General features: G+C 41.2%; 9 protein-coding genes. 3 read left to right on the top strand and 6 right to left on the bottom strand.

Annotated elements, in window-relative coordinates; translation table 11 throughout:
* Positions 1–257 precede the first annotated feature (257 nt).
* Positions 258–722 carry a hypothetical protein gene (locus VB711_RS15750; RefSeq protein WP_323287081.1) on the top strand — a complete coding sequence of 155 codons (465 nt, stop codon included), beginning with the start codon at positions 258–260 and terminating at the stop codon, positions 720–722.
* Positions 723–735: 13 nt separating this feature from the next.
* Entirely contained in the window at positions 736–1293 is a 558-nt protein-coding gene (locus tag VB711_RS15745; protein ID WP_323287080.1) for a glutathione S-transferase family protein, read from the top strand.
* Between the two features lie 133 nt (positions 1294–1426).
* On the opposite strand, the gene VB711_RS15740 is transcribed toward VB711_RS15745, so the two are convergent.
* The 5 genes from VB711_RS15740 to ebsA form a co-directional block, all read right to left on the bottom strand.
* On the bottom strand, positions 1427–1918 hold the full coding sequence (locus VB711_RS15740) for a YajQ family cyclic di-GMP-binding protein (RefSeq protein ID WP_323287079.1): 492 nt from the start codon (positions 1916–1918) through the stop codon (positions 1427–1429).
* A gap of 363 nt (positions 1919–2281) precedes the next feature.
* Entirely contained in the window at positions 2282–2695 is a 414-nt protein-coding gene (locus VB711_RS15735) for an MAPEG family protein (protein WP_323287077.1), read from the bottom strand.
* 138 nt (positions 2696–2833) lie between these two features.
* On the bottom strand, positions 2834–3337 hold the full coding sequence (locus VB711_RS15730; protein WP_323287113.1) for a DNA recombination-mediator protein A: 504 nt from the start codon (positions 3335–3337) through the stop codon (positions 2834–2836).
* A 212-nt stretch (positions 3338–3549) separates the two neighbouring features.
* Positions 3550–4644 carry a phosphotransacetylase family protein gene (locus tag VB711_RS15725; RefSeq protein ID WP_323287076.1) on the bottom strand — a complete coding sequence of 365 codons (1095 nt, stop codon included), beginning with the start codon at positions 4642–4644 and terminating at the stop codon, positions 3550–3552.
* A 204-nt stretch (positions 4645–4848) separates the two neighbouring features.
* Complete coding sequence (gene ebsA / locus VB711_RS15720) at positions 4849–5232, bottom strand: type IV pilus biogenesis protein EbsA (protein ID WP_323287075.1); 384 nt, start codon at positions 5230–5232, stop codon at positions 4849–4851.
* A gap of 443 nt (positions 5233–5675) precedes the next feature.
* On the opposite strand from ebsA, the gene VB711_RS15715 reads away from it, so the two are divergent.
* On the top strand, positions 5676–7091 hold the full coding sequence (locus tag VB711_RS15715; RefSeq protein WP_323287074.1) for a glycosyltransferase family 2 protein: 1416 nt from the start codon (positions 5676–5678) through the stop codon (positions 7089–7091).
* A 290-nt stretch (positions 7092–7381) separates the two neighbouring features.
* Here VB711_RS15715 and dnaX read toward each other — a convergent pair whose 3' ends face one another.
* Positions 7382–9700 (bottom strand): DNA polymerase III subunit gamma/tau, encoded by a 2319-nt coding sequence (gene dnaX, locus VB711_RS15710; RefSeq protein ID WP_323287072.1) that lies wholly within the window; start codon positions 9698–9700, stop codon positions 7382–7384.
* Between the last annotated feature and the right edge of the window lie 318 nt (positions 9701–10018).

Here is a 10018-nt window from a genome sequence, read left to right as displayed (position 1 = left end):
CCTGACTCCTGACTCCTAGCCCTAATGAAAAGACTTTTTCATCAAACCCTACTTATTGTTTCAACGACTTTATCTATTGAGCCTTAAACCTCATAATGTATACTTCATCCCCAAGTCCAATTCCTGAAATAATTACCACAAATCTCTTAAACTAAATAAATGGGTGACAGGTAATAGGTAATTAGATATAATCTTTCTTCCTTTTGTTTCTGTCACTTTATTTCCCAAACTTTAATAAATATCAAGTAAATTTACTGATGACAACAACAATTTCCTATTCCGATGCTCCCGATTTAGAAGCCGATGATTACATTATGATTGGCTTGGCTACTTGCTTTTTTAAAGATGATGGGGAAGTACATCAAATTGAAGTGATAGAACCTATTCCCTCAGCCGCATTAGAAGCAATTTTAAAAGGTATACCTACATCCTATAAAATGGCTTATGCGACAACTCTAGGATCTCTATGGGATGGTGAGCAATTATTATTACCAAATGGCTTTCCAGAATCGGCACAATTTGGAGATGAATTTATACTTCGAGCCTTTTCAGCCGCTCGCACCTACAAACGCCGTAAATCTGCCCAAGAATTTATTCCTATTGGTACAACTAAGACCGATTTCAATTATTCTATAGAACGTAAGCGTGTATTAAACGCTGCCAGGGTTGTCAGTAAAGAAGACAACGTTAAGCAACATTCTCATACTCACAAAGTCCTTTAATTTTTAGGTAACTATGCTGAAACTTTACGGTGGCGCTCGGAGTCGGGCATCAATTGTCCAATGGTATCTTGAAGAACTCTCAGTTCCTTATGAATTTGTAATTCTGGATATGCAAGCAGGTGAACACCGTCAACCTGAGTATCTAGCAATTAACCCAATAGGTAAAGTTCCAGCGATCGCTGATGGTGATTTTTTACTGTGGGAATCAGGGGCAATTTTGCTGTATTTAGCTGAAAAGTATAGCAAAACGCCATTTTCATTAGAACAAAGAGGGATATTTAGCCAATGGGTAATATTTGCTAATTCTACCTTGGCTACAGGAATTTTCGTTGAGGTTAATCGGGAAAAAGAAGCCCCCCGGTTATTGAGTGCTTTAAATGAAATTTTCGGCAAACAACCGTTTTTACTGGGTGATGACTTCACTGTGGCTGATGTAGCAGTGGGATCTATTCTTGCTTATATTCCCATCATGCTAAAACTCGATTTAAGCGCCTATCCAGCCGTATTAAATTACATCAGCCAAATTTCCGAGCGTCCAGCTTATCAAAAAACCATCGGTGGACGTTCTTAGGCAGGACTTACGCCAAACCTCATTTCTCTGTGAACTCTGTGCCTCTGTGGTTAGTTTTTTAGTGACTTGTAGGCAACAGTAGGAGTGTTTTGGTGGGTTTTGGTGGGCAATGCCCACCCTACTGTTCCCTTAATTAACGATAATTTGTGAATTGCAAAGCCACAGGCAATTCTTCCTGCTTGAGTCGTTGGATGATAGCTTGCAGTTCGTCTTTAGATTTGGCAGTTACGCGAACAACATCACCTTGAATTGAGGCTTGCACCTTTTTGAACTCATCACGAATCAACTTGGAAATTTGTTTACCAATTTCCTGACTAATACCTTTTTTCAGGGTGATTTCTTGACGGACACGATTACCACTGGCCGAGTCAATTTTACCAAATTCAAAGATTTTTTGGGAAATGTTACGCTTGGCGGCTTTTTCCCGCAAGACAGTATGGACAGCTTCTAGAGTAAATTCGCTGTCGGTGTTAATAGTGATGGTTTGTTCGCTTAAATCGACGGTAGTTTGGGTATCTTTGAGGTCGTAACGGCCTTTGATATCTCGCACTACTTGATCTATTGCGTTGACCAATTCTTGGCGATCAAAGTCGCTCACAATATCAAAAGAAAAATTTGAAGCCATAGAGAATTTTTGAATTTAGAACTTAGGAAAAATGGGGTAAACTCTTGCTTATTACCGCTTCATTAATAGCCCTTTGAGCGAGGCAGAAGGTAAAATTTTTAATTAAGAATAAAGCCTTTTTGCCACGACCATTTGGGTTTATACTAAACACGGCTTAATCATTTGATTCTGTGGGTAAGGGTTTAGCATGCTAAACCCCTACAAATCTGGGTTTTTCGTAATTTTGTAAAAGTCCATGTCCCAACCGTTTTTAGTATAAGTCAAGAGTCACAATCTTGTGATTTGGCGGTCTTCAATTAGAAGTGGGTTTGAATCCCTCTCTAAAAAAGCCTCCTGCCTCCTGCCTTTCAACTCCTGCCTTCTTCAATTGTGCATGATGCTCAGATAGAAAAGAGTGCCGGAACTAAAAGAAGCAATGCCAAACATGAGAGAACGCAAGATGGGTATATTCAAAATATAGAAAATCGAGTATAACAAACGGGCAAAGAGAAAGGCGATCGCTACCATGCCAGCCAGAGGAGAATCCACACCTGTGATGTATGCCATGAGGGCAGCAGCAGCAAAAACCATAAATCCCTCGAAGGAATTTTCATGCGCCCAGAAAGCTCTTTGGGCATAGGGTGGCAACTGATCAAACATCGCGCGGGGAGCATATATATCATAGCCAATACGCGCACGGGCATAGGCTACCAATAAATAGGGTAGATAAATTAGAACTGCTGCGGCAGCGATCGCGTACAAAAAAATAACAGGTATAGGTAGTGGGAATAGTGACATTAAGCTAAAAACGAGTGAATTTGAGCAGGGAAAATAAACAGGTGAATGGGTAAGGGGTAATTTAGAATATTCACCACCCCTTACCCCTTGGCAATTTGACGATCTGTACCATTAGCTTTGCGTGGACTAAGTTCCACTTTAGTCAAAGTAGAAGAGTGTCACCACTTTTCTTTGTTCTTCTGCATCTTTACAGGTTTGTAGCAGAGTCTGACTGTCGTGAAATGCAAAGCAGATCAGTTGTTGACAACGGGAAACAATTTCTTTATTGCATAAATAACTCGCTTCAGCCAAAGAAAGATCGTCATTACTAGGATTTTCCACAAGGTGCATCACCTGCTCTAATTGCTGGCGAGATTCTTGAGGTTGACGTTCTAAACTTTGGGGCAAAATTACCGTCAATAAATTTGGTTCAGCCCGTGTTGCTCCCCGGATGGCAGCAGAATTTGTTCCTGTAGCGCCAGAAGTGATGATGCGATTGCCCGATAAAACTAGGGCATAAGTCATCATTTCAATCAAATGCTGATGGGTAATCGGCACATGACGAGAACCTAGCAAGGCGATTCGTTTAGAACCTGTTTGCTGAATTGTTGCTAGTTCTTGCGCTAATGTATCAAGGTTAATTAGGTCTGTAGACTGGCTCAAAGATGGAGGTGATGAGATTAAACAACCCAGATATTCTACCAAAGAGCGTGTAGAAGAGAAGCCAACTAGAGTTACATATTGCTACGTTTTATCAATATATTTGCTCAGTGACTGAATTGTTGGCCTGAAACTGTTACTTGTTGTTGAATCAAAGGTTAGGATTTACGCTAAGAATTTAGTGGTAATTTAGGTAACTTGATCAGGTTATGATTCTATGACAAAGCCGCCGCTGGGTTTAATCCTATTTGAGATAACAGACGGTCAATGTCAAAATGCTCAGTCATCAATTGAGTGATGTACTGAACCTTAATTGGCTCATGGAGACGGACTTGGCCGAAGGCGCGATTGACGATTTCTACCGTGGTGAGAGTATCTAAATCTACTGATAAAATTGGAATTTCCAGTTCTTCAGCCCGGTTGAGAATAAATGCTGGTGGTGGTAGTTTGCCGGTGAGGATGAGACATTGAGTAGAAGTTTCTAGAGCGGCTTGCTGAATTTCCACGCGATCGCCCCCTGTGACTACAGCCATATTTCGGCGTTTGCGGAAATACTTGACGGCTGAGTTGACATTCATTGCGCCAATGGCTAGACTTTCTACCAATAAATCTAGGCGATCGCTACAACAGAGAACATCGGCCTTTAATTGCTTGACCAATTCGCCCACGCTGACACTGCAAAGCAAATCACTTTTTGGCAACATTCCCAGTACGGGAATTTCCTGTTGTTCTAAAAATGGGCGTAACAGAGAGTTAGCCGATTCTAGCTGTTCTACGGGAATTTGATTAATGACTACACCTATTAAGCGATCGCCCAACCATTGTTGAGCAGACAACAACCCCTCAATGGAAAGTAAAGATTCATAGCGACCCACCAATAACACCGCCGCATCTAAAACTTCAGCTATTTGCAACAAAGATAAATCAAATAATTTACCTTCTGAGAGATTAGCAGCCCCCTCTAGCAAAACTAAATCCCCTGGAGATTGCTGTAAATACTCCTGTTTTAGAGACTGCTGATAGTTGGTTTTGTCTTCACCACGTAACCGCTTGTGGATAGTAACCTCGTTTAAAGGCAATAAAGTCGGTAAAACTCGGTTTTCCGGGAGGTTCAGACTGTGGCTAATAAACTGTACATCTTCTTCTATTACAGTTCCAGCAGAGATATTTAAACAAGTTCCTAGTGGTTTGCCATAGGCAATATCTAGCCCTCTTTGCTGTAGCTGATGAGACAAACCTAAAACTGTGGCTGATTTACCGCTGTAAGTCTCAACTGATCCAATCAGCAAATATTTAACAGATTTTGGCACGCCATACACTCCTAATTTTAAATATCTGTTGAACCCAGTTAGGTGTTGATCAATTTTAGTGTTTTCTGATGGTAGGCTGGGAGAAATGGCGAAAGAGTTTTATCCGGGAGAATATTCTAACTTCTCTCTACTCCTGATTTCATAAATATCCTGACTCCTGACTCCTGACTCCTGACTCCTGACTCCTGACTCCTCAATTCTTACCTAACTTACTTCATCTATCCGTAGGAGTTTACGGTAAAAAGATTGAGAAAAATCAGTTAAACGACTGCGTTTGTAGTTTTCCATCAGTTCAATTAAAAAATTAATGTACTCAAAACTGGTCATCATCACTTCGTAACTTAATTCAGCATTACCAGCAAACTGGATACGACAACGGGTTAAATCTGAAGGTAAGCTGGCAACGTTCCAAGTAATCACAAACGGAATATTATCCCCACCTTCTATTTTTCGGTGTCCCTCAACCACACCCTGTTGATGGAGACTAATGGCATAGGGTAATAAAGTCCGCTTACTACTACCTTGAATGTAAGGTAGATACATACTAACCTGGTCTTGGCTTGCAGCCTTGAGTTTGTCAATAGACATCTTTAAATATTCCTCAAAGGGGATTGGGGGATTGAAAAATAATTTTGTTCTTGTTGTCAAATATAAGACTATTCTTTCACCTACGACAGAGGGAAAGAAAAATTATGCCAAGTGGCTGTCAAACAATTTTATAGGACTTACGCAAAATATAACTCAAACCGTTATTCCTCTGTGTTCTCTGTGCCTCTGTGGTTCGTTTATTCCCAATTTTAGATTTTGGATTAATTCCAGTAATAAATCTGGGGTTTTGTACCATTAAAGAATTATTGGTCAAACCGACGGGAAAATTTACAAGTTTTCAATGGGATCTACTCAACTCTGTAAGCGATAATAGCTTGTATGCTCCCAATTAAGTAGGAACTGAACATTAAATCTGTTTATCGTAGATTTGAGTAAGTTTCCGAGAGCGGTGTAGTTAAATACTGGTTTTTCAATCAAGTAACATGGCACCGGTGAATTCATGGACCGAAGACGACTCTTACAATGAGCTTGATCCGCTCAACTCTTTATTATCCGACCTATCGGCAGAAGAAGAGCCAGAGGTAGAGACGAATGACGAATCTTTACCATCATCGCGGTTTCAAGGACGTAGACGCAAAGCTGCTCTAGTCTTAACTGTAGTCTGGAGTGGAACGATCGCTCTACATCTAATTTCCTGGGGTTCTATATTTGTCCTGGGACTGACCACTTTAATGGGCATCCATGCCTTGGTGGTTGTGTTTGCTAGACCCCGACATCATCCAAAGGAAATACAGGGAGATTTGCCCTTTGTCTCTTTGTTGGTAGCAGCGAAAAATGAAGAAGCAGTTATTGGCCGATTAGTCAAGAGTCTTTGTAGTCTAGAATATCCAAATGGAGATTACGAAGTCTGGATTATTGACGATAACAGCACCGACAAAACGCCGCAGTTACTCGCAGAACTAGAGCAAGAATACAATCAACTCAAGGTACTCAGGCGTTCTCCTGACGCTTTAGGAGGCAAATCTGGGGCTTTAAATCAAGTGCTACCCCTAACCAAGGGGGAAATAATTGCTGTATTTGATGCTGATGCCCAAGTGCAATCTGACTTACTACTCCAAGTAGTTCCTTTATTTCAAAAAGAAAAAGTTGGGGCTGTACAGGTCAGGAAAGCGATCGCTAACGCCAAAGAAAATTTTTGGACTAAGGGACAAATGGCAGAAATGGCACTTGATACCTGGTTACAACAACAAAGAACTACCATTGGTGGCATTGGTGAACTGCGAGGCAATGGTCAATTTGTCCGTCGTGCAGCTTTAGCTAGTTGTGGCGGCTGGAATGAAGAAACCATTACCGATGATTTGGATTTAACCCTGCGTCTCCATCTAGATAACTGGGATATTGAATGTATGTTCTTTCCCCCAGTAGAAGAAGAGGGAGTAACCACGGCTGTGTCACTGTGGCATCAGCGCAACCGATGGGCAGAAGGTGGTTATCAACGATATTTAGATTACTGGGATTTGATACTCAAAAACCCCATGGGAACGGCCAAAAGCTGGGATTTACTGTTGTTTATGGTGACGATGTATATCTTACCTACAGCAGCGATACCGGATTTATTAATGGCGATCGCTCGTCATCGTCCACCCATGTTAAGTTCTGTTACCGGTTTATCCATCACTATGTCAGTGGTGGGGATGTTTGCTGGTTTAAAGCGGATACGACAAGAGCAGAAATTTAAAGTTTCTACTTATTTTCTGATACTGCTGCAAACCCTACGCGGCAGTTTATATATGTTGCACTGGTTAGTAATAATGAGTAGCACCACTGCCCGGATGTCCATACGTCCCAAACGTCTGAAATGGGTAAAAACTGTACACACAGGGTCCGAAGAAATTTAAAGGACAAAGAGGGGAAAGGGAGAGATATAGCACTGGACAAGGTGTTTAAGACATCAATTTATGATGTAAGTCCGGCTACGACAGGGTTATACTCCTGACTCCTGCTATAATTTCTCCTCAGCCCCATTTCTAATAGACCTCTTGCATAAATACTTTGGTGTAGTCAAGAATATTCTTGAAAAGCTCACGCAATCGCGCTTCGCGTTCGTGTAACGTGCCGGAGGCATATCCCGAAGGGTAGGCGCAAAGGCGCAAAGAAGAATTTAAAAATCACGACTTTTGCAAGAAGTTTAATCATCATCGTATTCATAAACTTCAACGTCTGATGTGGCTACTGGATCAGATAAGGTTAAATTATCATCTGTAAAGCGGATGATTTCCCCAGAGAAAAATTTTGCCAGACTTTCAGCAGCATGGGTAACATCATCATTTTCCCAATTTGATGAAGGTGTTGGCATTGGTGGCGGTAGAGTTTGTACTGGTGCTGTATTTTTAACTACAGACTCTGTTCTGGTTGGTGCTGGTTGAGGTGTGGCGACAGGCTGAGGAATTTGTTGATGATAATTAGGCGCTGGTGATTGTTGAACACGGTTAGAATCTTGTGCTGGTGGATTCTTTTTAGCTGAGATAGGAGTTGCAGAAGTTAATTTTTCGATATTGATCTGAATTTGACGCTGAAAAGTCTGTTGGAAAGCGGCGGTAATATTATTTAAATCAGATTTACCTTTTTCATACCATGCTTGTTTGATAGCAATACGAGCGACATTACCATCGAACCCAACAAGAGAACTCATTTGACGTAACATTTCTTGTCGAGATTTTGGCTGGAGGTTAGCAAGTACCTGATGCCAAATTTGTGTTAGGTCATATTCTGATCCTTCAACTATTTCTTGTGAAGGTGGTGTTGGAGTTGCCGCAGGTTCTGGTGGTGCGGAATTTTGGGGTGGTTGAGAATATGCTGGTGGTGCGGAATTTTGGGGTGGTTGAGAATATGCTGGTGGTGCGGAATTTTGGGGTGGTTGAGAATATGCTGGTGGGTAGTGAGTCGGAGATGGTGCGGCTTGTTGAACTCGCTGGGGAACAGATGGGGCTTGGTACTGAATATTGGCGCTAGGTAATAATCCGAGTAGTGTGGCTTCTAACCATAAACGGGGTTGGGTGGAATTTTTAATTTGTACTTCTGAAGTGCGTAGGTGTTGCTGTCCTAATAAGATGGTGCTTGTTTCTAATTTTTGAGCAAAATTAACTAATGCTGTCCAGGTTTGCTGGGTACAGGTGACTAAATCTTGGCGATTGGGTGCGGTTTTGGCGATTAATAAATCACGATAGAAGGCTGCGAGATTTTGGAGAATGATGAGGGGTTCTCTACCGCGATCTAGGATTTGTCGGGTGGAATCGAGGACAATTTCGGCTTTATCTTGGGCGATCGCTTCCAATAGTATCAATAAATCTTGTTCGCTAACTGAACCGACCAAATCCCAAACTTGATCTGGTGTAACTTGTCCAGTGATTAAAGCTAATTGATCGAGTAGACTTTCTGCATCCCGTAATCCTCCTTGGGCAATTTGGCCTACTAAGGTCAGGGCATCGGCAGCAATGTTAATATTCTCTTTGAGAGCGATCGCACTTAAATGTCCAACCATCGCCTCTAACTGAATCCGTCTAAAATCGAACCTCTGACAACGAGAAATAATTGTTGGCAAAACTCGCTGGGGGTCGGTTGTGGCTAATACAAAGACTACGTGTTTAGGTGGTTCTTCTAAAGTTTTTAATAGCGCATTAAACGCTGCCGTACTTAACATATGACAGTTATGCACTAAAAGACCATTAGCAACGAAGTTATGATTGTCTTCAACTTCAAGATCGTATACTGGTTCAATTCCAGCGCGGTGGACAGATTTTACCGTCTCCAAATTTGTAAATGAAAGTTCCGCATCCACATTCACAGGGGATAGTATCTTCACTCCTTCTTTTACGTCCTTTGCTGCTATCCATCCTTGATCAGTTCTAATTAAATGATTTGCAGTACATTTGATTTCTCGATGAGTTGTTTTTATGACCAAGGTTTGTTTTTTTCCCTGGTCTAACCACCGAATAACTCGCTTAAATTCCCACTTATTAAGTACCTCATTATAACTAAGAACTTTTTCACCTTGAATATTTGGGTTGTCAATGCGGATCAGTCCTTTTTCTGTCAGAATTAAAGAATCTCCTGTTAAGCACTCGTCAATCACATAAACCTTATAACGACACTCCACAGGGGCAAACTGGGCTTTTTCAATCAATTCGCGGATATTATCCACACCAGTATTACTAGCTGCGTCGATTTCGATCACATCCAGGGAATAGCCCTTAGTAATCCCTTGACAAACATTACAAACCCCACAGGGTTCAGCAGTTGGCTTGTCACTTTTAAGACAATTAAGAGATTTGGCGAGAATGCGAGCGCTGGATGTTTTTCCTGTACCTCTAGGGCCTGTGAACAAATAAGCGGGGGCGATTTTTGATGAACGAATGGCGTTGGTGAGAGTAAGTGCGATCGCTTCTTGACCCACCAATTCAGCAAAACTTTTGGGGCGATACTTATGGTGTAAGGGTTCGTAAGACATGGATAAAATTTTTCAATGCCTTTGGTAGTTAATTGGTAGCACCCAGGCGCATTGGGGACTTAAATATTTTAACAACTTGTAAAAATTGCCATGATAACAGATGGAGATTAAATAAAAATATTATTTTAAGTAAAATTACTAATTAGGTATAAATCTATTATACTATAAAAAAGTTCAATTGGCAAGACTATTTTTTCATATTGGTGATGGGTAATGGGTAATGGGTAATGGGTGATGGGTGATGGGTGATGGGTGATTGGAACTGAACGATTTTCCTGTGGAGATGAACGATTTTCCTATAGAGATGAACAATTTTCC

The sequence above is a fragment of the Cronbergia sp. UHCC 0137 genome, assembly GCF_034932285.1.
Lineage (GTDB): Bacteria > Cyanobacteriota > Cyanobacteriia > Cyanobacteriales > Nostocaceae > Cronbergia.
This window is presented reverse-complemented; position numbering and strand designations above follow the sequence as displayed.